The organism is Helicobacter mesocricetorum (genome assembly GCF_900198605.1).
In the GTDB taxonomy this organism is placed as follows: domain Bacteria; phylum Campylobacterota; class Campylobacteria; order Campylobacterales; family Helicobacteraceae; genus Helicobacter_D; species Helicobacter_D mesocricetorum.
The window spans coordinates 1-26,266 of the sequence record NZ_FZPJ01000024.1; the positions used below are offsets into that span (position 1 = coordinate 1).

Genomic DNA, 26,266 nt, shown 5'->3' on the forward strand with positions numbered 1-26,266 from the left:
GTTGCAAGGAAGGGGCAAAGGCACAAATGCTTTATTTATGCTTTAAACTTCAATTTACTGCAAAAGATTCAAACTAAGTGCCATAATTGCCATTCCAATAACCAATCCATAAAGGCTATCGTGAGCTTTATCATAAGTCCTAGCAGTAGGCAAAAGTTCATCAAAAGAAATAAATACCATAATTCCAGCAACAATAGCAAAAGTAATTGCTAAAGTTAAATCACCCATAAAAGGAAATATTATAACAGCCCCTATAATAGCCCCTAAAGGCTCTGCAAATCCTGATAAAGAAGAATAAATAAAGGCTTTTTTCTTATCACCAGTAGCGTGATAAATAGGTAAAGATACTGCCATTCCCTCTGGAATATTATGCAAAGCTACGGCAATAGCTACCATAATCCCAAGAGAGATACTATCTAGGCTTGAAATAAAGGTTGCAAACCCTTCAGGAAAGTTATGAATAGCAATTGCTATGGCTGTAAAAATACCCGCCCTTTTTAAAGCCTTTGCATTAATCTTCGTTGTTTTTTCTATATAAGAAATAGTTTCCTTACCATAAATTTGCACCACAGGACACATTTTAACCTCTGAATAATCCTTTGGTTCGTGAGGATTAACATCTTGTGGAATAAGTCTATCAATCAAACCACTTAAAACAATACCCACAAAAAAACAAACCAAACCAAATAATTCCGCCCATTTAGACTGATAAAACTCCGAAAACTCGCGTAAGGATTCGGGTAATATCTCCATAAAGGAAATATATATCATCACACCAGCTGAAAACCCAAGCCCAAAAGACAATATCCTTAAATCATCTTTTTTAGAAAAAAACGCTATGACAGCCCCAATGGAAGTAGAAAATCCCGCTAAAAGAGTTAAAAACAAAGCAAATATAATTTGAGAAAAAGTAAATTCCATATTTTAATCCTAAACAATAATTTTTATTATTTAAGATATTTTATCATAAAAATATTATTTCTGATAGACTAGCAGCAAACAAGCCTATAAAACTTCTATAAATTTCTCTAGTTTTGCAACTTCTAGCAATCTGATTTATCCAATAATGCTATTTTGAGCTTTCTTATTATTACTAGAAAATAAGCAAAATTAAAATATTTAAAAATAAACTTAATTAAGTGCTAAATATCTAAACCATTAAATAAAGTGATTCATAAATACTAAATAAAATAAAATTCCACTCTTTTAGATACAGTGTTTTTAATAGTTTTTTCAAAAAGTTTAAAGTCCTAAATCCAGACTTAAAATCAACTCTTTCTAAATCTTCTACTGATTATCTACCCTACTAGCACTTCTAAAACCATTGTAAAACCCTTCTTAAACAAAAGAGGAATTTCTCCCTAACATATCTAGCCTCATTGCATTTATCTATATCTTAATAGGATATTACATCCTTAAAAACATTGATAAAAGAATAATTTTGTTATATCTCTGTGGAGTTAAAATCTAGTTATTAAAACACTAGATGAAGTAAAGTTCTATCAAATCTTTGAATGGTTTTTATTAATTCTTATGACCTCTATAAAATCCTAAAAATAAACAACCTAAAACTATTAACAGGGACAAACTAGCAATAATCATTTATACTGCCTTATAGGACTTTATATCACTTCCCCTATTTGTGAAATCCCTATCCTTTAAAAACCCAAAAACCCTTATCCTCCCAAAAGCAATTATGGATTTAATTCTATTATGCCATCCCTACTTCTTAATAATAAATTATTAGCACTAAGTATAGGTAAAACCAACAAATAAATCACACCTTTGCTTCTTCTCGTCTTTGGAGATATTCCCAATACTTATCAACATTCTTTTGCCACTCATCAATAAGGTATTCATTTTCTGGTTTAAACAAATGCTTAAATCTTGCTTGAACTCCTAAATAATCACGAACCGGAATTTTATTTTTGGGGCGATAGGTGATTCTTAATTCTGTCCCATTAATTATTTCATACAAAGGAAACACTAAGGAATCAACCGCCAAATCACTCGTTTCGATAGTTTGATGAGCTGGAAACCTCCACTCTGTGGTACAAGCACTCATAGCATTAATAAATGTAGGACCTTCTGTTTCGATAGCTGTTTTTATTTTTTTACTCATATCTTTCCATTTATTAGGAGCTACCTGTGCAACATACGGAGAACCATGCGCTGCCATAATAAAAAGTAAATCTTTTTTTCTATCTTTTTTACCATAACTAATGCGTCCTGCAGGTGTTGTAGTAGTAGATGCTCCAAGAGGCGTAGAACCGCTTCTTTGTCCTCCTGTATTCGCATAGACTTCATTATCCAAACAAACATAAGTAAAATCGTGTCCTCTCTCAAAACAACCGCTAATAAACTGAAATCCAATATCATAGGTAGAACCATCTCCACCAAAGGCTACAAATTTTGGCTCTTTTTCGCTATACAAACGTCCTTTTTTCTTCAATGCTTTATACATAGCTTCGGCTCCTGCAATAGCTGTGGAACTATTTTCAAATCCAATATGTATCCAAGGCACATCCCAAGAAGTATAAGGATACACTGCGGTGCTAACCTCCAAACAGCCGGTAGAAGCCGCTACAAGTAAGGGGTGTTCTGTTGCATTTAAAACTTCCCTAACAATAATTCCGTGCGCACAGCCCGGACATAAAAGATTTGCACCCTCAAAACGTTCACTTGATTTAGAATATTGCTTTAAATTCTTAATTTCGCTCATATCAATCTCCTTAATGATATCCTAATTTTGGACCTCTAAGCCCTATAAACTGCTGCCTTTTATGGGTTATTTTACCCGCCTTTGCATCGGCTTCTAGCTCCTTATAGATTTCTTGTAAATGGCTTTGCGTTAAATCTCGACCACCAAGCCCATAAACATAATTACTCACAATAGGTTTATTATCCGCTTGATACAATGCCGCTACTCCTTCATTAAAGAGCATTCCCATAGCTCCTGCTGGCAAACTTCTATCTAAAAATGCGACTGCTTTAGCATTCTTTAAAGCTTCTCCAAATTCTTTATAAGGAAAGGGACGCAACACGCGAATACTTAAAACTCCTGCTTTGATGCCACTTTTCCTTACCTCTTGTGCGGCAATTCTTGCAGATTCAACAGTTGTTCCTAAAGCCACAATTACTACTTCTGCATCCTCTAAGTCGTATTGTTCAATAATATTATATTTTCGACCTGTTAGAGATTCAAATTCTCTAAAGACTTTTTCTATAACGCTAGTAGATTGCATAATAGCATTATGAAGCTGTGCTTTATGTTCAAAATGCCAATCTTCTTCTGTTTGCGAACCATAAGTTGCAGGTTTTTCTAAATCCAACATAGCATTTTTAGGTTTATAATCCCCAATAAACTTATAAGCCACATCATCTTTAAGCGGACGCACACTTTGTGCAGTATGAGAGCAAATAAAACCATCTTGATGCACCATTACAGGTAATCTTACCTCGTAATCTTCAGCAATCTTAAATGCCATAAGGTTAAAATCATAAGCTTCTTGAGGATTATAAGTGCAAAGATTCACCCATCCTGCATCGCGTCCTAAATACATATCTGAATGATCACCATTAACATTTAAAGGACTAGCTAATGCACGATTAACAACATTTAACACAATGGGCAATCGCATACCAGAGGCTTGATAGAGTACCTCCACCATTAAAGCAAAACCTTGAGAGCTTGTTGCGGTTGCTACCCTACCTCCAGCAGCAGCCGCTCCTACACAGCCACTCATAGCGGCGTGTTCTGACTCTACCATTATAAATTCGCCATCAATATAACCATTAGCTAAAAAACTGGCATAGTTTTGCACAATTGGTGTTGATGGAGTGATAGGATAAGCAGAAACAACATCAATTTGGGCTTGACGCATTGCGTGGCTTGCTGCCATATTACCATCCCACACTTCTACTTCTTGTAGTTCATAAATTTCTGCCATTATTTATCCTTTTTCTTAGATTCTTTTGCTGGCCATTTAGATAATGCAACCTCATCAGTTTCATAATCATTAAACATTAAAAGGGATTTTGGATTAGTTGGACATACTTCAGCACAGACACCACAGCCTTTACAATGAATATAATCTACACCCACCATCTTCTCATCTCTTACTAAAATTGAAGAATCTGGGCAATACACCCAACAAAAATAACAATTAATACAATGCTCGGTATTAAAAATTGGCTTCTCAACACGCCAGTGAGCAACACTTGCTTTATAAGAACTATCCGAACGATATTCTCTATCACTTGCGTGTTTTTGTGCCATACCAACTCCCTCTTTTTCAAAAGGAAACAACACTGATCCTGCTTCAAATTCATTCCAACCTTTATATTCCATATTAACTCCTATTGTACTTCATTATAAGCTTTTTTAATAACTTCCATATTCGCATCAATAACTTTTTGGGGTAACTTTTTACCCAAAACCTTTTTAAAAGATTCCAAGAAAAAATCAAGCTCTAAAGCTCCTGAAACTTTTAAAAATGCTCCCAACATTGGTGCATTAGGAATTGATTTGCCAAAGGCATCTAAAGAAAGCTTAATGCAATCTAAAATATAAACTTCCTTGCCCTTAAGCTCGGGTTTGCTCTCTAAAAATTCTTCCTTACTCAAATGTGTGGTAATTATATATTTCGTAGTAGATTTTTCATTGGCACAAATGTCTGTGATATAGGTTAAACCCGGATCAATAACTAGAATATAATCAGGATTCATAAATTTTTCGTGATTTAAAATACGGCTATCATCAATACGATTATAAGCTGTCATTGCTGCACCTCTTTTTGCCGAACCATAAAATGCAAAAGCTTGCACCTCTTTACCTGTCCCTGCAATCACATCTGCTAAACCTTTAGCACCTGTTACTGCACCTTGTCCTGCACGGCTATGCCACCTAATCTCAAGCATAATGCCTCCTAAAAATGAGATTTTATTGTTCTAAATTCTAAAAAAATTGGGCTTAAAAATCCTTATATTAAAAAAATAATTTACCAAAAATATTCTTTTGTGTAGAAATAACTCATATAAAATTTAAGTTCTATAAAACCTTAAATACTTCTAATAGCCTCTAAGGCATCTGCAAAAATTTGATGAGTATATTTTTGCAATAATTCTAAGGGAGCATAACCACTTAATACCCCCATAGCATTAATACCAGCATCTTGTGCTGCTATTATATCAAGAGGAGTATCTCCTACCATCGTAACTTTCTTTTTATCGTATTTTGGCATAAGCTCTAAAGCTTTTAATATTCCTTCACTATCAGGCTTTGGTTTAGCAACATCCTCCCTCCCTATAATACCTGTAAAATATTCTAAAACCCCAAAATACTCTAAAAGGATTTTTGAATATTGGGCAGTCTTTGTCGTAACCACTCCTAAATATGCAAATTCATAAGATTCTAAAATAGCCTCTTTAGCATTGTTTAAAAGATGAGTTTTAGCCTTACAAATCTTTCCATAATGCTCCTTGTAAGCTAAAATATAGGACATACTCTCTTTTTTACCAATCCCTAAAGTTTCAAAAACATTTTCCAGAGGATAACCTATTTGTGCAATAATTACTTCTTTGGCAGGTATTTCTTTCTTATGAACTTCAAAGGCTACACAAAAACTCTCATAAATAGCTTTTGTTGAATCTATTAATGTCCCATCCAAGTCAAATAAAATAATTTTGTCTTTTTGCATTTTATAGACCCCTCCTTATAAAAATTTTGTGTAAATTTACACTTTTTTACTTTAAGTTTCAAAAAGCTAATATTCCAAAGCTTGTTTATAAAATTTAGGATTAAAATGCCAAAACATTACGACAAACTTCTAAAGAAATTACAAAAACGTCCTTTAAGTCAGAATGAATTTTTATCCTTACTTTGTGAATTAGGAGGATTATTAGCCAATCCCCAAATAGAACTAGAAATCATTAAAACCTCAGGAATTCCCCTATTTTTCGCTCACGATAAAGTCTATCTAAGAACCACCCTTACTCCTTATTTGCAAGAAAGCTTTTGCATTATTGATATCGAAACCAATGGGCATAATCCTTATATCCATCAACCCATAGAAATAGGAGCCATTCGCTATCAAAATAGAGAGATTAAAGAAACATTTCACTCCTTTGTCTTTTGCCAAGATATTCCAGAAAAAATTACTGAAATTACAGGTATTACAAGCTCTATGCTCCAAGATTCCCCCAAGATTCATCAAGTCTTAGAAACTTTTAAATTATTTTTAAAGGATTCTATCTTTGTAGCCCATAATGCCGATTTTGATTTTAATTTTCTTAGCAATGCTTGCTACTACAACAATTTTGGCTATCTTTATAATCCCTGTCTTTGCACTATCAAACTTGCACAAAAAACCATCAAATCCCCAAAATATTCTCTAGGCTTCCTTAATGAATTTTTAGGAATCCATCACCACACTTTACATCGAGCTTTAGAGGATTCTAAAATTGCTTTAGAGATTTTTAAACAATGCCTTAAATACTTAGATAAAAATATCCATACAAGTTATGATTTGCTAGAATTTACAAACTCAAAAAGCATTATAAGGTAACTTAAAATGAATACTAGCCATTATCCAAAAAACTTCGAAAATATCCCAAGCCCCTGTTATGTATTAGAAGAAGAAAAATTTGAAAAAAACCTCAAACTTCTAAACTTTATCCAACAACAAAGCGGAGTTAAGATTCTTCTGGCACTTAAAGGCTATGCTCTTTGGAAAAGTTTTAAAATTGCCAAAGAATATTTAAGTGGAATTACCGCAAGTGGAATTTATGAAGCAAGACTTGGTTTTGAAACTTTTGGCAAAGAAATTACCACTTTTAGCCCAGCTTACAAACAAGATGAGATGAAAGAGCTTGTTAAAATTTCTAACCATATTATTTTTAATTCTTTTTTGCAATGGCAAACCTATAAATCCCTTATTGACAAAGAAAACCTACAAAGAATCGCCAAAGAACAACCAATGATTGAAGTAGGACTTCGGGTTAATCCACAATATAGCGAGGTAACACCTAAAATCTACAATCCTTGCATAGAAGGTTCAAGGTTAGGAATTACTCCTAAAGAATTCCAAAAAGGATTCAAAGAATATGGTCTAAAAGGCATTAGTGGCTTACATTTTCACACCCATTGTGAGCAAAATAGTGATGCACTCAAACAAACACTGCAACACTTTATCAAACATTTTGGAGACTTTATCCCTCAAATGCGATGGATTAACTTTGGTGGAGGGCATCACATTACGCGTAAAGACTACAATATAGAATTACTTCTTAAAACCTTGAAGAAATTTAAAAAAAAGTTTAAAACCCAAATTTATTTGGAGCCGGGAGAAGCCGTTGGTTGGCAAAGTGGATTCTTAATAGGGAGTGTTATAGATATTGTCCATAATGGCATTGATATAGCCATTTTAGATGTAAGTGCCACAGCTCATATGCCAGATTGCCTTGAAATGCCTTATCGTCCAATGATTCGCAACAGCTTCAAAGCCCAAACAAAAAAAGGAAAAAGCCTCAAACTAGTAGGAGAAAAACCCTATTGTTATCGTTTTGGCGGTCCAACTTGTCTTGCAGGAGATATTATTGGGGATTATAGCTTTGAGGAACCATTAAAAATAGGGGATAAAATTATTTTTGAAGATATGATGCATTATACAATTGTTAAAAACAATACTTTCAATGGCGTCCCACTACCTAGTATTGGAATCATTCATAAAAATGGAGAATTTGAACTCTTTAAATCCTTTAATTACGAGGATTATAAGTATAGAAACAGCTAAGATTTTTAAGAAAATTTCAAACATTTTTAACTATAATTCTCCATAACTATAATGTAATACAAGCTACATTCATTTAAAGAACAAGATTCTTACAAATTTACAGCCTAAAAACGATACTCTCTATGAAACTTTAGGTCTTTAAGGAAAAAAATGAAAAATTACCCTAAATTGTTATTTATTTCACTCTGTAGTTTATTCTTTCTTTCTGGTTGCTTTGAAAACAAAAAACAAGATATGCCCAAGAATATGGCTATTCCTGTTAGCACTTATAAGGTTCAAAAACAAGATATTCCCATTTCCTTTGAATACCCAACCCAACTTAAAAGCCTCCAAAGCGTTGATATTTATGCAAGAGTAGAAGGAATACTCCTAGAACAAAACTTCGCGGAAGGCTCTTTTGTTGAAAAAGGAGATAAACTTTTTAAAATCGATCCTGCAAAATATGAAGCAAAAGTTAATATTGCTAAGGCACAACTTCAATCTGCACAAGCAACTTTTAAAGAAGCTAGTAGAAATTGGGAACGTTCTAAAAAACTTTTTGAAGAAAAAGCTTTAAGCCCAAAAGAAAGAGACCAAGCTTTATCTCTTTATGAAAATGCTAGTGCAGGTGTTGCAAATGCTCAGGCTAATTTAGAGAATGCTCTCATTGACTTAGGATACACAAATGTAGTAGCAACTGCAAGTGGAAAAATTGGCATAAAAAAATATGATATTGGGGATTTAGTAGGTAGCGCAGGAGGGAACAATATCCTTGTTACCATTACACAATTAAATCCTATTCACGCAGAATTTTCAATCCCCAACAATGATTATTACTTCTTAAGGAATCTACAACAAGATAATATCATCGTGCAGTATATTCTACCTAATGGTAAAATTTATGAAAAAGAAGGTAAATTAGATTTCATTGATGGCATTATTGATGCTAACACAGCGACCATTAAAGCAAGAGCCATTGTAGAAAACACTAATAACCTCCTTATTCCGGGAGAATTTTCACGCATCCAATTAGAAGGCTTAATAGCTAAGGATTCTATTGCTATTCCACAAGTAGCCCTTATGCAAGATTCCAATGGTAGCTATGTTTATAAAGTTATTGATGGAAAGGCTGTTCCAACACCGGTAGTTTTGGGAAACGTTGTGGGAAATACCTTTTTAATCCAATCAGGTTTGCAAGAAGGTGATCTTATCATTACCAATCAACTCATTAAAATCCGACCAAACGCACCTGTAACGCCGATGAATCAATCTACCAATCAATAAGGGTTTTTATGTTTTCTAAGTTTTTTATCAATCGCCCTGTTCTTGCAATGGTAATGTCTATCGTCCTTGTTATTGCAGGTGCTTTATCAATCGTTTCTTTACCCGTAGAAGAATATCCTCAAGTTACACCTCCACAAGTAGTTATCACAGCAACTTATCCTGGAGCTAGTGCAGCCGTTATCTCCAACAATGTTGCAAGTGTATTGGAAAATAGCATTAATGGAGTAGAAGGAATGATTTATATGCAATCCTCTGCAACTTCATCAGGTTCTCTTTCTATTAATGTATTTTTCACCAATGAAACAGACCCTAATCAGGCAACCATTAATGTCAATAATAGAGTCCAAGCTGTTTTAAGCAAACTACCCCAAGAAGTTCAAAGATATGGGGTAAATGTTCAAAAACGATCTTCTACTATTTTAGCTGTTTATTCTCTCTACTCTACCCTTACAAGTCAAAATCCAACCTATCTTGCAAATTATGCGGCTATCAATATTATTGATGAATTAAAAAGGATTCCCGGAGTGGGAGATACCACACTTTTTTCGCGTCAAGAATATTCAATGAGAATTTGGCTAGATCCTGCAAAACTCAACAAATATAACCTAATCTCATCAGAAATTATCAAACTTATTCAAGAGCAAAATTCACAATTTGCAGCGGGTGCATTTGGACAAGAACCCATTAGAAAAGATTTAGACTTCACCTATACAGTTACAACCAAAGGACGTTTTTCCACACCACAAGAATTTGAAAATATTTTAATTCGCACCAATGCCGATGGTTCCTCTTTACTGCTTAAAGATATAGCAAGGATTGAATTAGGGGCGGAAGATTATAGCGTCAATGCCTTTTATAATGGCAGACCAGCTGTTGCATTTGCCACTTTCTTACAACCCGGCGCAAATGCTTTAGAGGTTGCTAGTAATGTCGAAGCAAAAATGAAAGAACTTTCTTTAAAATTTCCAGAAGGTGTAGAATACGCTATTCCTTATGATACAACAGCCTTTGTTCATATTTCGGTTAAAGAAGTGATTAAAACCTTCATCGAAGCCATTATTTTAGTCATTATTGTTATCTATTTTTTCTTACAAAACTTTCGCGCAACGATTATTCCTGTATTAGCTGTTCCAGTATCCATCATTGGAGCCTTTGCCGGAATGTATTTATTAGGGTTTTCAATCAATCTCTTAACGCTTTTTGGTCTTATCTTAGCTATTGGTATCGTAGTTGATGATGCCATTATTGTCATAGAAAATGTCGAGCGGATAATCCATCAAGAAAAGCTCTCTGTCAAAAACGCCACAATGAAAGCTATGGAAGAAATAGCAAGCCCTGTTATTGCTATTGTTTTAGTTCTATCGGCAGTTTTTATCCCAGTAGCTTTCATTGGCGGATTTTCTGGAGAGATTTATAAACAATTTGCCATTACCATTGTTATCTCTGTGATTATTTCAGGATTTGTAGCATTAACACTTACCCCAGCACTCTGTGTTTCCATTTTAAAAACTGAAGAAGTAAAGCCTTTTTACATTGTTAAACAATTTAATCGCTTTTTTGATTGGCTTACTTATAGATTCACAAGAGGTGTGGCTAATTCCATTAGAAGAGGAATCCTATACCTTATTTTATTTGCAGGATTACTAGCAATTACTTATGGATTATTTACACGCGTTCCTACCTCTTTAGTTCCTGCTGAAGATAAAGGAATTCTACTTATTTCTATGAAACTCCCTCCAGCCACAGCTCTTAGCAAAACAACGCAAATGGCTTCCTTTATAGAAAATACGGTAAGAAGCAATGAAGAAGTAGATTCTATTATGGTTTTAGCCGGATATGATATATTATCAAGTGCGGTTAGAACCTTTGGAGGTGCTGCCTTTGCTAAATTAAAAGATTGGGGTGAAAGAAAAGAAACCTCCCAAAGCTCACAAGCATTAGCAAACTCCCTAACTGGGCAACTTATGCAAAATCCAAACGCTATTATCTTTGCCCTAAATCCTCCCCCTATTATGGGTCTTAGCTTAACTGAAGGTTTTGAAATGTATATCCAAGATAGAACCGGTGGTAGCATAGATGATCTTAAAAAATATACGCAACTTGTCTTACAAAAAGCTAGTGAAAGAAAAGAGCTAACAGGACTTCGAACTACATTAAGTGCTGATGTCCCGCAATATAATGTCTCGCTTGATAGGGATAAAGCCAAATCCTTAGGTGTTGATATAACAGATGTTTTCTCAACCTTACAATCCACCTTTGGTTCTTATTATGTGAATGACTTTAACCTCTATGGAAGAACCTATAAGGTTAATATACAATCCGAAAGCCCTTTTAGAGAATCTCCTGAAAATCTACGCAATGTCTTTGTCCGATCTCAAAGTGGTGAATTAATCCCTATTAGCTCATTGGTAAGTTTTGAAAGAGTAATTGGAGCAGATATTCTCCAACGATTCAACCTTTTTCCAGCCGCACAAGTTACTGGCAATACTAATCAAGGCTATTCTTCAGGGGATGCACTAAAAGCTATCGAAGAGGTAGCCAATGAAGTTTTGCCTGATGGTTACACAATTGCTTGGTCTGGAAGCTCTTATCAAGAAAAAACGAGCAGTGGCACAGGAGCTACTGCCTTTATTTTTGGATTAATCTTTGTTTTTTTAATTTTAGCGGCTCAATATGAACGTTGGCTAATGCCATTAGCAGTTTTAACAGCTGTCCCTTTTGCGGTCTTTGGAGCCATTTTTGCAACTTGGCTTCGGGGATTAGAAAATGACATTTATTTTCAAATCGGTCTTGTAACATTAATTGCCCTCTCTGCTAAAAACGCGATATTAATCGTAGAATTTGCTATGCAAGCACGAGAAAAAGAAGGAAAAAGCATTCTTGATTCTGCCATTGAAGCAGCCAAACTTAGGTTTAGACCCATTGTAATGACTTCACTAGCCTTTACCATAGGCGTTTTACCTCTTGCTATTAGCACAGGTGCAGGAAGTGCTAGTAGGCACGCTATCGGGACAGGAGTGATTGGAGGTATGTTAGCCGCAACCTTTATTGCCACACTCTTTATCCCTCTATTTTATACCTATTTTGCAAAACTTAGTGAATTTATAGCCAACCTAAGGAATAAAAATGAATCACATAACTATTAAGATTATTTGCCTTACTCTTTTACTAGCAGGTTGCTCTCTCTCTCCAAAATATCAACAACCCATAACTAATCTTCCTCAATATCTTGGATTAGAATCCACAGAAGAAAAAATCTCCACAACCTGGTGGAAAGACTTTGGTGATTCAACCCTTGATTTGCTTATCGAAGAAGCTTTGGATAATAACTATGATCTAGCCTTAGCAATGTCAAGAGTATCACAAGCCAGAAGTAGCTGGAGCTATGCTAGGAGTGATAGATACCCTAACATAAAACTACAAGGCGAAGCGACAAGAATCAAAAAGGACCCCAGCAAAGGACAACTAGAAAACTATAATAATTTTTCCTTAAGTGGTATTGTTAGCTTTGAGCTTGATTTATGGGGGAGAGCTAGAGATGCAGATAGAAGAGCTTACGCAAATCTACTCTCGATAAAAGCCAATCAAGATACTATCAAGTTAAGTCTTATTGCCAATGTTGCAGAAAGCTATTTTGGCATTCTTACGCTTAACAACCAAATACAAATTTCACAAAACACTCTAAAAGCACGAGAAGAAAACTATCAATATCGTAAAAAAGAATTCGAAATAGGTCAAATTTCAGAAATCACTATGCAGCAAGCAAAATCAGAAGTAGCTTCAGTAAAAGCTCAACTGCAAAGTTTATTAAAGGAACAAAATGCTGCACAAACAGCACTATTAATCCTACTAGGAAGAGATCCAGAAGGTATCTTTAATGTGGATATTCCAACACAACCACAAGAATTACCTGATGCCCCTGTTATACCTGTTGGATTACCCTCCTCTATCTTAGAACAACGTCCAGATATTGAAGCAGCAACACAAAATTTAAAGGCAGCTAACTTTGCTGTTGGTGTTGCAAGAAGTGCTTATTTTCCTACCATTTCTTTAACAGGCTTGGCTGGATATGTTAGCCCTGAATTAAGTAACTTAACACAAAACTCCTCTTCAACTTGGAATTATGGAGGTAATTTTATAAGCAATCTCTTAGATTTAGGCAGGACAAATGCCAATATCAATCTCACAAAAGCACAATATCAAGAAATGCTTTTAGTTTATGGGCAAACTATTAATAAAGCATTTGGAGAAGTTAGAGATTCTATCTTTAATTATTCTATTAGCAATGAACGCATTCAAAGCTTTAATGAGCAAGTAGAAGCTTTGAAGAGAACTTTAGTTTTAGCCCAACTTCGCTATGAAGAAGGCTACACTAACTACCTAGAAGTCCTCACAACACAAAGCAGTCTATTTGCAGCAGAGCTTAATCAACAAAGTGCAAAGTTAGAAAACCTAAGTGCAGCTATCAATCTTTATAAAGCCTTAGGTGGTGGGTGGAGTAAAGAATATGAAGCTAATAACAGCGATAAGCAACTTCACCTTGAATAGTTTTATTTTGCAATTTTGCTGTAGGAGCAACTATACTCTCTAAACTTTCATTAGCAAGAAGTGGAGCTACGAAATCCTCTGCTTTTGCTAATGTAATTTTTTTAATTTCACATCTTTTTCGCAGAGTTTTGGCGTATTTTTTAGCAACATCTTGAGCCTTTTGAAGCAATGCAACATTAAGATCCTCATCAAGCTCTCTATTTTTATTTTGATCAATACCCTTGTGAATACTTGGTAGAGTAAAAACTAGATAAGGATTCTTGTCTATTTGGTTTTGAATAAAATTTAAATGTGCATTAAAAGCCTCTAAAGAATCTTGATTAAACTCACAAATGATGTTCCAATGAGACTGATAACCCATTTGCTCTTTACTACCATTTTCATAAGTATAATAAGGGGCAATTTCAAATCCACCACCATTACAAATCCCAGACTTTTGAATCTCCTGATTCAAGAGATTAAAAGTCTGGATGATTTGATTCCTTTGTGCCATAGAGAGATTCTTTTCATTTCTGAGTTTTTCACTCTCATTAATTTGTGGATTAGCGACGAATAGAGTAGATTCTATCTTTGCAGTTACTGAGATATTTTGATGTATAAGTATTTCAGAACCCACAAGGACTTTCATACAAGCCAAAAAAACAAAAATCTTTTTAGAAATTATTTTGCTAAAGCCCATTTTAAAGAGCTTTTTTTGCGCTCTCAACAATCTTTGCAAAGTTATGTGGTTCATTCATTGCAATATCTGCCAACACTTTTCTATCTAATGCAATACCAGCCTTTTTCAAGCCAAACATAAAACGCGAATAACTAATAGCATTCATTCTACAACCCGCATTAATTCTTACAATCCAAAGTTTTCTAAAATCTCTTTTTTTCTGCTTTCTATCACGAAAAGCATAACATAAACTTCTCTCAAGCTGCTCTTTTGCTTTCCTAAAATGTTTATGCCTTGCACTATAAAAACCTCGTGCTAATTTTAAAATTTTCTTATGACGTCTTCTTCTTACTACGCCTGTTTTTACTCTTGCCATTTTAATTCCTTTACCATTTATGGTGTGGTATCTCTACCAAACTTACCCTATTAAAGGGGAATAATATTACTAAAACTTATGCTATACAAAGCATCTTTTTAACCGATTCAAGATTTGTATCATGAACATATTTAGGTGCATTAAGATTTGCAATTTTTCTTGGACGCTTTTTTGTCAAAATATGACTTTTAAACGCCGAACCACGTTTAATACGATTCTTTTTTAATTTAAATCTCTTGGCTGCACCGCGATTTGTTTTCATTTTTGGCATTTTCACTCCTTTCATAAGATAAATTACTTTTTAGGTGTTACTAACATATTGACATAACGACCTTCTACTTTAAAATCCTTATCGACATTAGCAATATCCTCAAGCATTGAAGCAACCTTATTTAAAACCTCAAAACCAACTTGAGGCTCACTAACTTCCCTTCCGCGCAAAAATACTCGAAAACGTACATGCTTATTCTCATTTAAAAATTCTTTTGCGTGTTTGACTTTATAGTTAATATCATTAGAAGCAATTTTTACAGAAAGTTTAATCTCTTTAATTTCTATTTGTTTTTGCTTCTTTTTTGCTTCTTTTTGCTTCTTTTCTTGTTGATAACGAAATTTACCATAATCCATTATCTTGCAAACAGGAGGTTTAGCATCAGGGGCGATTAATACTAAATCCAAACCCTTACTCTCTGCAATATCTAAAGCTTCTTTAGGGCTAATAACACCATATTGCCCACCATCATCACCTATACACCTAACCTCTGGAAAGTTAATATCCTCATTAAGGACTACATTATCATTTTTACTCAAAAACTAACCTCACGCATTTTCTCCTTCATAGTTTGGATAAAGTTATCATATTCCCAAATAGATTGTTGTTTATCTCTTCTATCTCTTAAAGATATTTTTCTTTCTTGAAGTTCTTTTTCTCCCAATACAACAATCATTGGAACTCTTTGTTTTTCCGCATTCCTAATGCGTTTATTAAGTGTTTCATTCCTTTCATCAATTTCTGCATAAATACCATTTCTCAATAAATCATTACGCAATTCTTTGGCATAAATACTACAAGTATTATTAATAGGAATCACAATAATTTGTGTGGGTGCGATAAAAAATGGAAATTCTCCACCAAAATGCTCTGTTAAGATAGCAATAAAACGTTCAAAACTTCCTAAAATAGCACGATGTATCATAACGGGTTGCTGTGGAATATTATCTTCACTTATATATTCTAGCTGGAATCTCTCTGGAAGATTCATATCAATTTGTATAGTCCCACATTGCCATTTTCTACCGATAGCATCAGTAATTTTAATATCAATTTTTGGACCATAAAATGCTCCACCACCCTCATCAATTGCGTAATTAATCCCACATTCATTAAGAGCATACTTCAAAGCCTGTGTTGCTTCCTCCCAAATTTTATCATCGCCAATAGATTTTTCTGGACGCGTAGAAATCTCCATTTCATAGCTAAAACCAAAAGCATTTAATATTTTCTTTGTAAAATCAATAATATTTTGCACCTCTTCTGCAATTTGGTTAGGACGACAAAAAATATGAGCATCATCTTGCGTAAATTCTCTCACCCTTAAAAGCCCGTGTAAAACTCCACTTTTTTCGTGGCGATGCACGATACCATATTCATAAAACCTTAAAGGTAAATCCCGATAACTACGCAAAGCACTTTGATAAACTTTAATATGTCCAATACAATTCATAGGCTTAATACCATATTCCACTCCATCAATAGTAGTAAAATACATATTCTCACCATAATTTGCATAATGACCACTAAGTTTCCATACCGCACTTTTTAGAATCTCTGGTCCCCTTACAGGCTCATATCCTCGCTCAATCAATGCTTGCGTTAAAAGGTTTTCGATGTTTCTTCTAAGTCTAGCACCTTTTGGTAGCCATATAGGCAATCCTGCGCCTATATCTTCATCAAAGCTAAAAAGCTCCATTTCCATTCCCACTTTTCTATGGTCGCGTTTTTTAGCCTCTTCAAGCTGCCTTAAATATTGATTGAGACTCTCTTTATCCGCAAAAGCAATACCATAAATTCTTGTTAGCATCTCTGCTTGTTCATCTCCACCAAGATAAGCCCCGGCAATTTTGGTAAGCTTAAAGGCAGTAAGCAATTTCAAAGCAGGTAAATGAGGACCACGGCATAAATCCTCAAACTCTCCTTGTGAGTAAATGCTTAAACGCCCATCCCCTAATGGAATATTCTTAATAACAGCTTGCTTTAAATCATCGCCTTTAAATTTCTCCATAGCCTTTTCTCTTGGCAAATAATACTTAATGATTTCCTCGCCCTTCTTTGCAATTTCTTTCATCTTAGATTCAATTTGTATTAAATCTTCTTCACTAATCTTTTGATTGACTCTAAAATCATAATAAAACCCTTCATCTACAACAGGTCCTACAAAAAATTGCGCTTCTGGATATAATGCTTTAATAGCTTCAGCCATTAAGTGCGCACAAGTATGTCGCATAATAAATAAAGAATCTTTAGAATTATCAAAATATATAAACTGACCCTCTAAGCCTAGTTCTTTAGCACTTTGAGTATCATAGATTTGATTATCTACCCTAATTCCAATTACTTCAGACATTAACAATCGCCTTAAACTTCAAAAATATTGGTTGCATTATAGCATAATTTTAATCTTTTTTAAAAATCAAGCTCGTGGGTTAAATTTTTAAATTTAATATCTTCTAATTGCTTCTTAATATGCTTATTTTCTTCATTTAAAGAGTCTAATTGTGCTTGAAGTTGAATAATATTACGGCTAGTAAAATAAATATTATTGCGAATATAAATCTTTGGCACAAATAAAACAAAAACAAAAAACATCAATAAAAAAACAAATCCAACCATTTTAAAAGGAATTTCACCCTCTAAATCCCCTACTACCTCTTCTAAGATTTCCTCCTTTTCTTCTACCCTTAATAAAATATTTTCGCTCTGTTTTTGCAAATACGAAGTATCAATTAAAGCATCTAAAGCATCATCGGGATTTTCTTGTTTATCTTTGGTGTTATCAGAATCATTCTCACACTGCTCTAAAAACTCTAAATTTTCACTAGAGATTTGTGTCTCTTTTTTAAAAATCTTTTGAAAAAAACTTGTTTTTTTTATTTTATCTTTCTCTTCAAGACGCAAATCTTCATAAGTTTCCACTCTTTTCCTTCAATTACCAAACTCAAATACTCTTAATTTAGCACTTCGAGAACGTGGATTATTTTTTATCTCTTCTTTTGTTGCACTTAAAGGCTTTTTATAGAGATTTTTACCCTTTTTATAATTATTTCCACATACACACTTCATTACCTCTTTAGGGCATATACAACTCCTCTCCCAACCCTTAAAAGCAGTTTTTACAATCCTATCTTCTAAAGAATGAAAAGAGATAATCCCTACTCTAGCACCTTTTTGGAAGCTTTTTTCTTGTAAAAATTTAAGCATTCTCTCTAGTTCTCCTAATTCATCATTAACTTCAATCCTTAAAGCTTGAAAAGCAAGAGTTGCCGGATGTATTTTGGTATTTTTAAAATGCTTTGCAATTAATCCACTTAAAGCACTTGCACAAACAATCTTTTCTTGCTTTCTAAAATCTACAATTAAATGTGCTAACTTCTTCCACTCCCTAATCTCTCCAAAATCTCTAAAAATTCTTTCTAACTGCGGTAACGAGTAGGTATTAACAATCTCTTTAGCACTTAGAGTATGATGAGGATTCATACGCATATCCAATAAATGAGAATCAAAGCAAAACCCCCTTTGCTTATCATCAAATTGCACAGAAGAAACGCCAATATCTGCTAAAATGCCTACAATATCATCCCTCCAAATATTTGGCAAAACCTCACTAAATCTCCCAAGCTTAACTTCAAACCTATCTTTAAAATCCTTTAGGTGATTAAAAGTGTAAGCAATTGCCCCCTCATCTTGATCAATACCAATAATTCTTAGTTTAGGATATTTCTCTAAAAGTGCTTTACTATGCCCTCCATATCCCACAGTGCAATCAATAAGAATACCTCCATTTTCAACCACCAAAGGAACAGAAAAAGATTGCAAAACTTCTTGTAACAAAACAGGATTATGCGGGATACTCATTCTTTATCTCTTAGTATCTTTGTGCCTAATTTACTAAATTTTTCTTCTAATTTCTCATAACCTCTGTCTAAATGGTAGATTCTATGAATATTTGTCTTTCCTTTAGCTACCAATGCGGCTAAAACCAAAGCACTAGAAGCGCGTAAATCTGTTGCCATCACATCCGCCCCAAATAGCTCATAACCCCCATTAATTGTAGCCATATTCCCGTGTAAAGAAATATTTGCCCCCATTCTTTGTAATTCACTAACATGCATAAAGCGATTTTCAAACAATCTCTCTTGAATAATACTAGCTCCCTCACATTGAGTTGCTAATGCCATAAATTGCGCTTGCATATCAGTAGGAAACCCGGGGTATTCAGCAGTAGAGACTTCAAAAGGTTGAAATTTATTCGTCGGATAAATCGTAATAGAATCTTGATTAAAGGTAAGCTTAAAACCTATCTCTTGAAGTTTTGAAATAATAGCTCCCAAATGTGAGGGATTAACTTGATGCAAAGTAATTTGAGAGTTTGTAATAGCACCCGCACATAAATAAGTCCCCGCTTCAATCCTATCAGGAATAACGCAAATATTTTTAGGCAATTCTAAAGCCTCTCCTCCACTTCCATAAATCTCTACCTCATCACCACCAATACCTTTAATATCTATTCCACTCGCTTTTAAAACCTCGCAAAGCTGAATCACTTCTGGCTCTTTTGCAAGATTAATAATTTTGGTTTTTCCTTTAGCCATAGCTGCTGCCATTAAGATATTTTCGCTACCCGTAACCGTGATTTTATCAAAATTAATCACCGCTCCTTTCAATCCCTCTTTTGCTTCTGCAACAATATATCCCCCTTCAATATGTATCTTAGCACCCATTTTTTCTAATGCCTTAATATGTAAATCTACCGGTCTAGCACCAATAGCGCAACCACCCGGCAAACTCACCTCACAATACCTAAATCTTCCCAAAAGTGGTCCAAGCACCAAAATAGAAGCACGCATTTTGCGCACAATATCATAAGTAGCTTTGGTATTGTGAATCTTTGGAATTCTTAGTGCTGTTGTATGAGTATCTAAAAATTCAACTTCACACCCAAGCATTTCTAAAAGTGAAAAAAAAGTTTTTATATCTACAACATTAGGCAAATTTTCTAAAATCACGCGTTCTTTGCTTAACAAGCTTAATGCAATAAGTGGCAAAGCAGAATTTTTCGCACCTGAAATGCTAATAGAACCTTGCAATCTCTTGCCACCTTCAACACATAAAAAGTCCATATCCTTACCCTACTTTTTCTTTTTTTCACTCTCTCTAGTTTTGAGTGCTGAACCAATTGTTGTTTCGATTTCTTTCTTAAAATTTGGATTGCTTTTTACCAATTCTTCCCTATGACGCACTACATTATCAATATCCACAGAACTACAAAGTGCAAATGCAGAAATAAAATCCATTCTGCCTTGGTATTCTTTACTCTCTTTTGAGATATCACCAAAAGGGATAAAATAACGCGTAAAAGCATCTAAAATCTCTTGAGTAACTTCTGCTGTTGGCGCACCTTTTAATACAGAAATCAAATAATCAATATTTTTAAATTTCGCTTCTCTATTCTTTTGATTCTCTAATGAATCTCTTATTTTTTCATAAACAACAAAAGCAACACAAAGAATTATAAAAGGAAATAAAGCAACCAATAAAAGACACCAAATAAAAATGTAGAAATCCAGACTATACACTAGTTTCCTTGAAACTTTTGATAAAAAACATTTGTTGCTCTAACAAAGCCATCTATACTCCCACAATCATAACGTTTTCCTTTAAACTTATAGGCTAACACCATACCTTTCTTGCATTGTTCCAAAAGTGCATCGGTAATTTGAATCTCTCCATTTTTGCCCGGTTTTGTCTCTCTTAAAATATCAAAAATATCAGGCGTTAAAATATACCTTCCAATAATAGCTAAATTACTAGGGGCTTCCTCTTTAGAAGGTTTTTCTATCATATTATCCACCATAAAGACATCATCCCCCACTTCTCTACCATCAATAACACCATACTTACTAATTTCTTCTAAAGCAACTTCTTCTACGGCAACAATTGAACAGCGATATTTCTCATAAATTCTACACATTTGCAAAAGCACTCCATAGTCTTGACCATTATCACATAAATCATCGCTCAAAATAACAGCAAAAGATTCATTACCGACGAGATTTTCTGCTGTTAAAATAGCATCTCCTAAACCTTTCATCTCCATTTGTCGCGTATAGGCAAAAGTGCATTTCTCCAGAAGCATTCGTATTTCTTTAAGATAATTCTCCTTGCTTGTCCCTTTAATTTGATGTTCTAATTCATAACTAATATCAAAATGATCCTCTAAAGCTCTTTTGCCCCTCCCTGTAACAATCACCATATTTACAATACCCGCTTCAATAGCCTCTTCTACACCATATTGTATAAGGGGTTTATTAAGTATTGGCAACATCTCTTTGGGAATTGCCTTAGTGGCGGGTAAAAAACGTGTGCCATAACCAGCAGCTGGAAACAAACATTTTTTAATCATTCTCGCTCCTTCATAAAGATTCTATTAAACCGCTTTGATAAAGTTTAAAAAATTGTTTAGCAATTCTTGGGCTTTTAGACCCTTTTTGGATAGCATAATTTATGGCTTTTTGTTGAATATGTTGAAATTCATTATAAATATTAGCCTTTTTAAAATATTGCGCTAAAACTTCCAAATATTCTTTATGCCCATAACTATAAAAACCTATGCACAATGGGAATCTATCACTAAGGGCTATCTTATCATCATCCCCTTCAAAGCCAAAAATTTCATTCTCATCGTGGAATTGTTGCAGTAAATGCCGTCTATTAGAGGTAGCATAAATTAAAATGTTTTTAGGGAATGCTTCAATACTACCTTCTAAAAATGTTTTTAAAGCCTTATATTCTTTCTCATCTCTATCAAAGCTCAAATCATCACAAAAAATAATAAACTTATAAGGTTTATTCCTCAAATAATCAAAAATCTCAGGAATCATTTCTAAATCTTGTTTTAAAATCTGTAAAACCCTTAAGCCCTCCTTTGCATATTTACCCAAAAGGGCTTTAATCAGTGAAGATTTCCCACAACCTCTGGCTCCCCACAAAAGAACATTCACAGATTCTCTATTATCAAGAAAAGATTGAGTATTTTGGCATAACAATGCAATCTCCCGATCTAAACCCACAAATTCTTCAAAAGCAACAAAGTCTATCTCTTGGATGCAATGCAAATAGCCACCACTGCGATAAATACTCGCCAAATATTTATCAAACTCCCAATTTAATTCCATATTAGTTACTTTTTTTAATTCTACTTATTAGTCTTTCTTTTTCTTTAGAATATTCAAAAATAATCTCCCCTCCTTTATTCAAATCACCAAACAACATCAAATCACTTAAAATATTTTTAATCTCTTTTTGCACAACTAAACTTAGAGGTCTAGCACCCAATTCTTCATTAAAACCTTTTTGGGCTAGATATTCTTTAGCACTTTTTTGTAAAACAACTTTAACATTTTTCTCTATAATTTGAAGATTCAAATCGGAAATATTTTTATCCACAATCTTCAAAATTTCTTTTTGGCTAAGGGGATTAAAGGCAATAATCGCATCAAGTCTATTGCGAAATTCTGGGGAAAAACTCTCTTTAATAGCGCGATTAAACTTCATTGTAGAATCTTGAGTAAATCCCAAAATAGGAGATTCTTTAGAGCCAACATTAGAAGTCATAATCAAAATAACAGACGAAAAATCACTGCTTATACCATCATTATCTGTTAATTTAGCATAATCCATCACTTGTAAAAAAATATTCAAAACATCAGGATGCGCCTTTTCTATCTCATCTAGCAACAAAAGAGTATGAGGATTTTTTTTAATCATCTCTGTTAAAATCCCCCCTCTTTCATACCCAACATATCCTGCTGGAGCTCCTATTAATTGAGAAGTTGAATGCTTCTCCATATATTCACTCATATCAAGCCGTTCAAAGTTTATCCCTAAAGCCTTTGCTAACTCCTTGGCAAGTTCAGTTTTACCAACTCCACTTGGACCACTAAAAAGAAAAGAACCAATAGGCTTATTAGGAGGATTTAATCCTGCCTTATTGCGTTTTAACGCCGTTACAATCTCTTCAATAGCTAAATCTTGCCCATAGATTCTAGCCTTTAGGTGTTTATCTAAATGCTTTAATAATCCCTTGTCATTTTTTGTAGCTTCAATTTCAGGAATTTTTGCCATTTTTGCAACCATTTGTTTGATAGAATCCAAACTCACCCTACCATTCTTACCTTGCAATTTATAACTAGCCCCCACTTCATCGATAATATCAATAGCCTTATCAGGCAAAAATCTATCGTGCAAATACCTTATAGAGAGTTCAGTAGCAAGCTTTAAGGCTTCTTTAGTATAAACAACATTATGAAATGCCTCATAATACTTCTTCACACCCTCTAAAATCAAAATCGTTTCTTCTTCTGTGGGTTCATCAACATCAATCTTAGCAAAACGACGAGATAATGCTTTATCTCTATCTAAAAAATTACGATATTCAGCATAAGTACTAGCACCAATACACCTTAATTTACCACTCCCAAGCATCGGCTTTAATAAATTACTTGCGTCCATACTTCCATTGTTTGTAGAACCTGCTCCAACAAGCATATGAATTTCATCAATAAATAAAATAACATTGCCCCTTGCTAAAACTTCATCACTTAGAGCTTTAATGCGTTTTTCAAAATCCCCTCTGTATTTTGTTCCTGCTACTAATGCACCAATATTTAATGAAAAAAGCTCCACACCAAATAAAGGATTATCTTTTTGGTTTAATTGGATAGCTAATCCCTCCACTACTGCGGTTTTACCAACTCCTGGTTCACCAACTAATAAAGGATTATTTTTCTTTTTGCGCAATAAAACCTCAAAAGTGCGCTTAATTTCTTTATCTCTCCCAATTATTGGATCTATTTTCCCATCTTTGGCTTCTTGAGTGAGATTAATGCAATATTTTTCTAAAAGATTCCCCTCTTGTGGTAAATCCCTTTTATCTTGAGCAAACAAACCTTGATGTTCTGTAATATACTCTAAGATATTTAAACGCGAAATACCTTGATTATGTAATACCTTAGAACAAAAAGCTTTATCCTCTTCTAAGATGGCTGCTAATAAATCTCCCACTTGCGCTTCTTTCCTTTGTGAACCCCTTACATGATTAATCATAATCTCTATAACACGAGTAACTGCTAAAGTTTCTATGGGCATCTCGCCACGATTCTGGTGTTTTTGGAGATGATTTAACAAATAAGCTTCAATTTGTTCCCTAATTGTTTCCACATTTCCTCCACACTCTTGCAATGTTTTAACAATCTTTGGATTACTCAAGAGGGCGTGGAATAGATGTTCTAAAGTTAAATATTCGTGTCCTAAATCTTTAGCATTATTTTGCGCACTTTTTAAAATAAAATTCAATTCTCTACTAATTTCTATCATTGCTCTACTCTAAATCTTTTCTAAAATTGCTCGTAAAGGAAATTCACTTTCTTTAGCTTTTTTTCTAACTTGCATAACTTTTGTTTCAGCAATATCATAAGGATAAACACCACAAACACCTTTACCATTATGATGAATTTGTAGCATTAAATTTAAGGATTCTTCCAAATTTTTATGAAAAATTACCTGCAATACCTCCATTACAAACTCTTGTGTCGTATAATCATCATTTAGTAAAATCACTTTATAACGTGTAGGTTCTTGAATCTTCTCTAATACTTCCGTATTATTTTCAAGCTGTGTTTGCTGCTTTGGCAATATTTTTCCTTTCAATTTCAATCTCAAAGTAGAAATTATAACATTTTTATAAGCCTCTATTTTAAGAGTTAATCTTTTACTAATGCACTAATAGCTTTGAAGTTTTCCTCTTTACAATGCAACATAGAAGAAAAGAATAAAGTTTCACTACTTATAATCCTAACCCCTGCATTTCTTAATTCTTGTATAGCCAAGTGATGATGCGATAAATCTCGCGAACTACAAGAATCTTCTACGACATAAGTTTCAAAACCTCTTTGTTTGGCATCAATAGCACTCTCACGCACACACACATGGCTTTCAATCCCAAAAATTACTAAAGCTTGTATTTTTGATTCTTGTAAGCAATGGCAAAATCTTTTTTCTCCAAAAGCACTAAAAGAAAGCTTTTCCAAAGGCTCTATACTAGATTGCACAACACTTTTACCCAAGCCTTTTGGGTATTGCTCTAAAACAAAAGTTTTAAATCCTAGAATCTCTGAGGCTTTTAGAAGTCTATTTGCGTTTTTTAGCAACCTCTCTTGCTCTTGCATAACCCTAAAAAGCCTTTCTTGAATATCAACACAAACAAAAGCTGTTTTTTCTCTCTTTAAGGAAGGTTCTGTTTTTAAATCATAACTAACTTGCATCCGTATCTCCTTTTAATATTACGATGATAAAGCGAATCGGCTTATAATGCCTTTAAATATAATTAATACTCAATGCCAGATTTTTTTAAAGCTTCGCGAATGCTACGCATTTGGATATTTTTATCAAAACACCATTTAGGGGCTAACAATGTATCATTCCTTACACCAGCACTTACTCTATGAATCACCGTATTTTGAGAGATTATTCTTAAAGATTCCACAATAATATCAATATATTCCCTAAGTGTAATAGGTTGATATTCTCCTTTATGATACATTTGCGCTAAGGCTGTTTTTTCAATCACATAAAGAGGATGAACTTTTATGCCATCACTCCCCCACTCTAACACGGTCTTTAGACTATGCAACATCATTTCCTTAGTTTCTTTAGGCAAACCATAGATAATATGGGAACAAACCTTTAAACCTCTCTTTTTTGTTTCATTAATCCAGTATTCCATTCCCTCTGTGCTATGTCCTCGATTAATAAAGGCTAATGTCTCATCATAAACAGATTGTATCCCATATTCTACCCAAATCTCCTGCCCTTTTGTTTTTTGCAAAGTAGCTAAAAAATCTAAAAGCTCTAAATTCACACTATCGGTTCTAGTTCCAATAGACATTCCTACAACATTTGGGAGCTGAAGAGCTTGTGTGTAGAGTTTTTGTAACGTAGAAAAAGGGGCATAAGTGTTGGTAAAAGATTGAAAATATATCATATAACGTTCGATACCAAATTTATTTTTATGAAAATCACTTTGCCATTTATATTGATTATGAAGTTGCTGAAGTTGCGTTTGCAATAAAGGATTTTCTTGCATATTAGGATTCATTTTTAAAGCTACTTTTGGTTCATATTCTAATGTAGGAGAAAAACTCTCATTTTTACAAAAAATACATCCACCCCTTGCAACAGTCCCATCAATATTAGGACAAGTAAATCCCGCAAGTGCTATAGGTATCTTCCTCACCTTTTGCCCAAAGCGACGTTTGCAGTAACGTCCAAAAGTTAGCATTTGTTTCATACCA

General features: G+C 34.0%; 26 protein-coding genes. 5 read left to right on the top strand and 21 right to left on the bottom strand.

Features of this window, described 5'->3' with window-relative positions; translation table 11 throughout:
- Window positions 1–54: 54 nt before the first annotated feature.
- The 6 genes from zupT to C6H18_RS06140 form a co-directional block, all read right to left on the bottom strand.
- Entirely contained in the window at window positions 55–921 is an 867-nt protein-coding gene (gene zupT / locus C6H18_RS06115; RefSeq protein WP_104722231.1) for a zinc transporter ZupT, read from the bottom strand.
- A gap of 856 nt (window positions 922–1,777) precedes the next feature.
- A complete protein-coding gene (locus tag C6H18_RS06120; protein WP_104722232.1) occupies window positions 1,778–2,722 on the bottom strand; it encodes a thiamine pyrophosphate-dependent enzyme in 945 nt (314 codons plus the stop codon).
- A 10-nt stretch (window positions 2,723–2,732) separates the two neighbouring features.
- Window positions 2,733–3,950 (bottom strand): 2-oxoacid:ferredoxin oxidoreductase subunit alpha, encoded by a 1,218-nt coding sequence (locus C6H18_RS06125; protein ID WP_104722233.1) that lies wholly within the window; start codon window positions 3,948–3,950, stop codon window positions 2,733–2,735.
- Window positions 3,950–4,351 carry a 4Fe-4S dicluster-binding protein gene (locus C6H18_RS06130; RefSeq protein WP_104722234.1) on the bottom strand — a complete coding sequence of 134 codons (402 nt, stop codon included), beginning with the start codon at window positions 4,349–4,351 and terminating at the stop codon, window positions 3,950–3,952. The genes C6H18_RS06125 and C6H18_RS06130 overlap by 1 nt, the downstream gene beginning before the upstream one ends.
- A gap of 8 nt (window positions 4,352–4,359) precedes the next feature.
- Window positions 4,360–4,920: a pyruvate flavodoxin oxidoreductase subunit gamma gene (locus C6H18_RS06135; protein ID WP_104722235.1), complete on the bottom strand. Its 561-nt coding sequence runs from the start codon at window positions 4,918–4,920 to the stop codon at window positions 4,360–4,362.
- A 140-nt stretch (window positions 4,921–5,060) separates the two neighbouring features.
- Complete coding sequence (locus C6H18_RS06140) at window positions 5,061–5,699, bottom strand: HAD family hydrolase (protein WP_104722236.1); 639 nt, start codon at window positions 5,697–5,699, stop codon at window positions 5,061–5,063.
- A gap of 105 nt (window positions 5,700–5,804) precedes the next feature.
- On the opposite strand from C6H18_RS06140, the gene C6H18_RS06145 reads away from it, so the two are divergent.
- The 5 genes from C6H18_RS06145 (at window position 5,805) to C6H18_RS06165 (ending at window position 13,604) form a co-directional block, all read left to right on the top strand.
- Window positions 5,805–6,566 carry a 3'-5' exonuclease gene (locus tag C6H18_RS06145; RefSeq protein WP_104722237.1) on the top strand — a complete coding sequence of 254 codons (762 nt, stop codon included), beginning with the start codon at window positions 5,805–5,807 and terminating at the stop codon, window positions 6,564–6,566.
- Window positions 6,567–6,572: 6 nt separating this feature from the next.
- Entirely contained in the window at window positions 6,573–7,793 is a 1,221-nt protein-coding gene (nspC, locus tag C6H18_RS06150; RefSeq protein WP_104722238.1) for a carboxynorspermidine decarboxylase, read from the top strand.
- A gap of 150 nt (window positions 7,794–7,943) precedes the next feature.
- Complete coding sequence (locus tag C6H18_RS06155) at window positions 7,944–9,056, top strand: efflux RND transporter periplasmic adaptor subunit (protein ID WP_104722239.1); 1,113 nt, start codon at window positions 7,944–7,946, stop codon at window positions 9,054–9,056.
- An 8-nt stretch (window positions 9,057–9,064) separates the two neighbouring features.
- Window positions 9,065–12,202, top strand: coding sequence for an efflux RND transporter permease subunit (locus C6H18_RS06160; RefSeq protein WP_104722240.1), 3,138 nt, complete (start codon window positions 9,065–9,067; stop codon window positions 12,200–12,202).
- Window positions 12,183–13,604: an efflux transporter outer membrane subunit gene (locus C6H18_RS06165; protein WP_104722241.1), complete on the top strand. Its 1,422-nt coding sequence runs from the start codon at window positions 12,183–12,185 to the stop codon at window positions 13,602–13,604. Before C6H18_RS06160 ends, C6H18_RS06165 begins: the two co-directional genes overlap by 20 nt.
- On the opposite strand, the gene C6H18_RS06170 is transcribed toward C6H18_RS06165, so the two are convergent.
- The 15 genes from C6H18_RS06170 to C6H18_RS06240 all read right to left on the bottom strand — a co-directional run bounded on the left by C6H18_RS06170 (window position 13,570) and on the right by C6H18_RS06240 (window position 26,262).
- Window positions 13,570–14,283, bottom strand: a complete 714-nt coding sequence (locus C6H18_RS06170) for a hypothetical protein (RefSeq protein ID WP_158654880.1) — start codon at window positions 14,281–14,283, stop codon at window positions 13,570–13,572. The genes C6H18_RS06165 and C6H18_RS06170 overlap by 35 nt on opposite strands.
- A gap of 1 nt (window position 14,284) precedes the next feature.
- Complete coding sequence (gene rplT, locus C6H18_RS06175) at window positions 14,285–14,638, bottom strand: 50S ribosomal protein L20 (protein WP_104722243.1); 354 nt, start codon at window positions 14,636–14,638, stop codon at window positions 14,285–14,287.
- 76 nt (window positions 14,639–14,714) lie between these two features.
- Window positions 14,715–14,909: a 50S ribosomal protein L35 gene (rpmI, locus tag C6H18_RS06180; protein WP_104722244.1), complete on the bottom strand. Its 195-nt coding sequence runs from the start codon at window positions 14,907–14,909 to the stop codon at window positions 14,715–14,717.
- A gap of 23 nt (window positions 14,910–14,932) precedes the next feature.
- Window positions 14,933–15,448 (bottom strand): translation initiation factor IF-3, encoded by a 516-nt coding sequence (gene infC, locus C6H18_RS06185; protein WP_104722245.1) that lies wholly within the window; start codon window positions 15,446–15,448, stop codon window positions 14,933–14,935.
- A complete protein-coding gene (gene thrS, locus C6H18_RS06190) occupies window positions 15,445–17,262 on the bottom strand; it encodes a threonine--tRNA ligase (RefSeq protein WP_104722246.1) in 1,818 nt (605 codons plus the stop codon). Before thrS ends, infC begins: the two co-directional genes overlap by 4 nt.
- A gap of 59 nt (window positions 17,263–17,321) precedes the next feature.
- A complete protein-coding gene (locus C6H18_RS06195) occupies window positions 17,322–17,831 on the bottom strand; it encodes a hypothetical protein (protein ID WP_104722247.1) in 510 nt (169 codons plus the stop codon).
- Window positions 17,832–17,840: 9 nt separating this feature from the next.
- The gene (gene rsmH / locus C6H18_RS06200; protein ID WP_104722248.1) at window positions 17,841–18,770 is read right to left on the bottom strand and encodes a 16S rRNA (cytosine(1402)-N(4))-methyltransferase RsmH; all 930 of its coding nucleotides are present in this window, start codon (window positions 18,768–18,770) and stop codon (window positions 17,841–17,843) included.
- Window positions 18,767–20,035 carry a UDP-N-acetylglucosamine 1-carboxyvinyltransferase gene (murA, locus tag C6H18_RS06205; RefSeq protein ID WP_104722249.1) on the bottom strand — a complete coding sequence of 423 codons (1,269 nt, stop codon included), beginning with the start codon at window positions 20,033–20,035 and terminating at the stop codon, window positions 18,767–18,769. The genes rsmH and murA overlap by 4 nt, the downstream gene beginning before the upstream one ends.
- A gap of 9 nt (window positions 20,036–20,044) precedes the next feature.
- Complete coding sequence (locus C6H18_RS06210; protein WP_104722250.1) at window positions 20,045–20,491, bottom strand: hypothetical protein; 447 nt, start codon at window positions 20,489–20,491, stop codon at window positions 20,045–20,047.
- Complete coding sequence (gene galU, locus C6H18_RS06215; RefSeq protein WP_104722251.1) at window positions 20,491–21,318, bottom strand: UTP--glucose-1-phosphate uridylyltransferase GalU; 828 nt, start codon at window positions 21,316–21,318, stop codon at window positions 20,491–20,493. The genes C6H18_RS06210 and galU overlap by 1 nt, the downstream gene beginning before the upstream one ends.
- Window positions 21,319–21,328: 10 nt before the next feature.
- Window positions 21,329–22,090, bottom strand: coding sequence for an ATP-binding protein (locus tag C6H18_RS06220; protein WP_104722252.1), 762 nt, complete (start codon window positions 22,088–22,090; stop codon window positions 21,329–21,331).
- Window position 22,091: 1 nt separating this feature from the next.
- On the bottom strand, window positions 22,092–24,290 hold the full coding sequence (locus C6H18_RS06225; protein ID WP_104722253.1) for an AAA family ATPase: 2,199 nt from the start codon (window positions 24,288–24,290) through the stop codon (window positions 22,092–22,094).
- A gap of 9 nt (window positions 24,291–24,299) precedes the next feature.
- Complete coding sequence (locus C6H18_RS06230) at window positions 24,300–24,608, bottom strand: ATP-dependent Clp protease adaptor ClpS (protein ID WP_104722254.1); 309 nt, start codon at window positions 24,606–24,608, stop codon at window positions 24,300–24,302.
- Between the two features lie 68 nt (window positions 24,609–24,676).
- Window positions 24,677–25,237, bottom strand: coding sequence for an isochorismatase family protein (locus C6H18_RS06235; protein ID WP_104722255.1), 561 nt, complete (start codon window positions 25,235–25,237; stop codon window positions 24,677–24,679).
- 62 nt (window positions 25,238–25,299) lie between these two features.
- Window positions 25,300–26,262: a TIGR01212 family radical SAM protein gene (locus C6H18_RS06240; RefSeq protein WP_104722256.1), complete on the bottom strand. Its 963-nt coding sequence runs from the start codon at window positions 26,260–26,262 to the stop codon at window positions 25,300–25,302.
- Window positions 26,263–26,266 lie beyond the last annotated feature (4 nt).

Excerpts from the sequence above, each read along its gene's own strand:
- zupT (WP_104722231.1), bottom strand. The coding sequence starts at position 921 with ATGGAATTTACTTTTTCTCAAATTATATTTGCTTTGTTTTTAACTCTT.
- C6H18_RS06120 (WP_104722232.1), bottom strand. The coding sequence starts at position 2,722 with ATGAGCGAAATTAAGAATTTAAAGCAATATTCTAAATCAAGTGAACGT.
- C6H18_RS06125 (WP_104722233.1), bottom strand. The coding sequence starts at position 3,950 with ATGGCAGAAATTTATGAACTACAAGAAGTAGAAGTGTGGGATGGTAAT.
- C6H18_RS06130 (WP_104722234.1), bottom strand. The coding sequence starts at position 4,351 with ATGGAATATAAAGGTTGGAATGAATTTGAAGCAGGATCAGTGTTGTTT.
- C6H18_RS06135 (WP_104722235.1), bottom strand. The coding sequence starts at position 4,920 with ATGCTTGAGATTAGGTGGCATAGCCGTGCAGGACAAGGTGCAGTAACA.
- C6H18_RS06140 (WP_104722236.1), bottom strand. The coding sequence starts at position 5,699 with ATGCAAAAAGACAAAATTATTTTATTTGACTTGGATGGGACATTAATA.
- C6H18_RS06145 (WP_104722237.1), top strand. The coding sequence starts at position 5,805 with ATGCCAAAACATTACGACAAACTTCTAAAGAAATTACAAAAACGTCCT.
- nspC (WP_104722238.1), top strand. The coding sequence starts at position 6,573 with ATGAATACTAGCCATTATCCAAAAAACTTCGAAAATATCCCAAGCCCC.
- C6H18_RS06155 (WP_104722239.1), top strand. The coding sequence starts at position 7,944 with ATGAAAAATTACCCTAAATTGTTATTTATTTCACTCTGTAGTTTATTC.
- C6H18_RS06160 (WP_104722240.1), top strand. The coding sequence starts at position 9,065 with ATGTTTTCTAAGTTTTTTATCAATCGCCCTGTTCTTGCAATGGTAATG.
- C6H18_RS06165 (WP_104722241.1), top strand. The coding sequence starts at position 12,183 with ATGAATCACATAACTATTAAGATTATTTGCCTTACTCTTTTACTAGCA.
- C6H18_RS06170 (WP_158654880.1), bottom strand. The coding sequence starts at position 14,283 with ATGGGCTTTAGCAAAATAATTTCTAAAAAGATTTTTGTTTTTTTGGCT.
- rplT (WP_104722243.1), bottom strand. The coding sequence starts at position 14,638 with ATGGCAAGAGTAAAAACAGGCGTAGTAAGAAGAAGACGTCATAAGAAA.
- rpmI (WP_104722244.1), bottom strand. The coding sequence starts at position 14,909 with ATGCCAAAAATGAAAACAAATCGCGGTGCAGCCAAGAGATTTAAATTA.
- thrS (WP_104722246.1), bottom strand. The coding sequence starts at position 17,262 with ATGTCTGAAGTAATTGGAATTAGGGTAGATAATCAAATCTATGATACT.
- rsmH (WP_104722248.1), bottom strand. The coding sequence starts at position 18,770 with ATGAGTATCCCGCATAATCCTGTTTTGTTACAAGAAGTTTTGCAATCT.
- murA (WP_104722249.1), bottom strand. The coding sequence starts at position 20,035 with ATGGACTTTTTATGTGTTGAAGGTGGCAAGAGATTGCAAGGTTCTATT.
- galU (WP_104722251.1), bottom strand. The coding sequence starts at position 21,318 with ATGATTAAAAAATGTTTGTTTCCAGCTGCTGGTTATGGCACACGTTTT.
- C6H18_RS06220 (WP_104722252.1), bottom strand. The coding sequence starts at position 22,090 with ATGGAATTAAATTGGGAGTTTGATAAATATTTGGCGAGTATTTATCGC.
- C6H18_RS06225 (WP_104722253.1), bottom strand. The coding sequence starts at position 24,290 with ATGATAGAAATTAGTAGAGAATTGAATTTTATTTTAAAAAGTGCGCAA.
- C6H18_RS06235 (WP_104722255.1), bottom strand. The coding sequence starts at position 25,237 with ATGCAAGTTAGTTATGATTTAAAAACAGAACCTTCCTTAAAGAGAGAA.
- C6H18_RS06240 (WP_104722256.1), bottom strand. The coding sequence starts at position 26,262 with ATGAAACAAATGCTAACTTTTGGACGTTACTGCAAACGTCGCTTTGGG.